The sequence below is a fragment of the Mesorhizobium sp. M4A.F.Ca.ET.020.02.1.1 genome (assembly GCF_004022645.1).
Classification (GTDB): Bacteria; Pseudomonadota; Alphaproteobacteria; order Rhizobiales; family Rhizobiaceae; genus Mesorhizobium.
Genome location: NZ_RZOI01000877.1, coordinates 1 through 2,213, shown reverse-complemented (window position 1 = coordinate 2,213; position 2,213 = coordinate 1). Strand labels below are relative to the sequence as shown.

Below are 2,213 nucleotides of genomic sequence, written 5' to 3'. Positions count from 1 at the left end.
CGTGCTGACCGACATCGCCGCGTTCGAGCTGCCGATGCTGGACGAGCCGCATCATCCGAGACTCGCCAGATACGAGAAGGAGCACACGAAGGCATGGTCGAAGGCGATCGACGCCGCCGACGCTTTCGTCTTCGTAGCGCCGGAGTACAATTATTTCGTGGCTCCCGCGATCGTCAACGCGATCGACTATCTGCTCAAGGAGTGGCGCTACAAGCCGGCCGCCATCTTCAGCTATGGCGGCGTCTCCGGTGGCCTGCGCGCGGCGCAAGCGGTCAAGCCGCTTCTGACCGCGGTCGGAGTGATGCCGATCCCGGAGGGTGTGGCGCTGGCGGCCTACAAGACGCTGCTCGACAAGAACGGCGCTTTCCAGCCCGGCGAGCCGGTCCTCAACGGCGCCAGGACCATGTTGGACGAATTGTTCCGCTGGAGCGAGGCGCTGAGGCCGCTGCGAGCCGGCTAGGCCGGTCGGTATACGCTCCGGGCTTGTTCGCGCCATAAAGAGATGAAATGCTCCCGCAAATGTACCGGGCCGGGGCGGTTTGGACTTTGCGTCTTCTTCTTGCGCTATTGCTGATCCTTTGGACAAGCGCCGCCGCCCTGGCGGAGCGGCGCGTGGCGCTGGTCATTGCCGACAACGACTACCGACTGATCCGGCCGCTTGCGAACCCCGTCAATGACGGCGAGGCGATGGAAGCGTCGCTGAAGAAGCTCGGCTTCGAAGTCGTGCTCGAGACCAACCGGGACCTGCGCCGCACGCGCCGCGCGCTCGACGATTTCCGTGAGGACGCCAAGGGCGCCGACGTGGCGCTGGTCTATTTCTCCGGCCATGGCGTCGAGATTTCCGGCGATAACCGGCTGCTGCCCGTCGATGCCGACGCCTCCTCGCTCGCCGCGCTGGACAAGACCAGCCTGCCGCTGGAAGAGGTGCGCGAAGCGGTCGCCGCCACGGCCAAGGTCGGCCTGATCGTGCTCGACGCCTGCCGCAGCGATCCCTTCGCCGGCGCGAGCGGCGAGGGCCGCGGCGCGACGTCGCTGGCCAAGGATGCCGCCGACAAGATCAGGCCGGGTCTCGGCCGCGTCGGGCGGGCGGAGAACATCCTGTTCGCCTTTGCCGCGGCGCCCGGCGAGACGGCCGCTGACGGATCCGGCCAGAACTCGCCCTTCCCCGCGGCGCTGACCAAGGACCTCGGCACCGACGGACTCGAAATCCGCTCGGTGCTGACGCTGGTGCAGCAGGAGGTCTACGATCTCAGTCGCGGCAAACAGCTCCCCTATGTCGAAAGCGGCCTGCCGCAGTTGTTCTTCGCCGCCACGACCAAGGAACAGCTGCCGGAACGTGAGCGGCTGCTGCTGGCCATGGCCGACGTGACGCCGGAAATGCGCGGCGAGGTCGAGCAGATCGCCAGCGACGCCGACATGCCGCTGGCGCCGCTCTACGGCGCGCTGATCAGCACCGACACCAGCCATCTTTCGGGCGAGAGCCTGAACGCCAGGCTGCGCGAGGCGGCGGATGCCTTCGTCAAGGTGCGCGGCGAGATGAAGACGCTGGCCTCGGACGACCCGCAGGTGACGGCGCTGCGCCGGCAGGCCGAGGAGCAGCTCTCGCTCGGCGCCTTCGACGCGGCGCGTGAAAAACTCGCGGCGGCGGCCGAGATCGACAGCACCTCGCGCAAGGCGCTAAAAGCCAATTTCGTCAGCCGCACACTGTCGGAAGCCGCAACACGCTATCTGTCGGCGGGCGCGGCGCGCGCCGACCTCGACTACGCCGCGGCGATCAGGGACTACGAGGAGGTGCTGTCGCTCTATGGCGAGGCCGGGCAGTCGGCGCTCAAGCTCGACGATGCCGACCACCAGATCCGCACGCTGGACGAGCTCGGCAAGCTCTACATCACGGTCGGCAACACCGCCGCCGCCGGCCGCGCCTACGAGGCGCTGCTGGCCAATCTCGAGCAGCGCGTGCGGCAGGAGACCGACCCCAGCGTGCGGCGCGACCTCGCCGTCAGCCACACCAAGCTCGGCAATATCAGGATGACGCAAGGCGACCTGCCGGCGGCCCTGGACAATTACCAGACGGCGCGGACGATGCTTTCCGAGCTGACCGCGGCCGATCCCGGCCGGCTGGAATGGTTCGGTGACCTTGCCATGAACGACGACAAGATCGGCAATGTGCTGGTGACGCAAGGCAACCTGGCCGGCGCCGCGCAGGCCTACCA

Annotated in this window: 2 protein-coding genes; both read left to right on the top strand. The window is 67.6% G+C overall.

All coding sequences use genetic code 11. The annotated features are described in order from the left end of the window. Positions 1-460 (top strand): NADPH-dependent FMN reductase (locus EN742_RS32480; RefSeq protein WP_148670429.1); only part of this gene is annotated, 460 nt, incomplete at its 5' end. Between the two features lie 152 nt (positions 461-612). Next, on the top strand, positions 613-2,213 hold a 1,601-nt coding region (locus EN742_RS32475), incomplete at its 3' end, for a caspase domain-containing protein (RefSeq protein WP_245492449.1).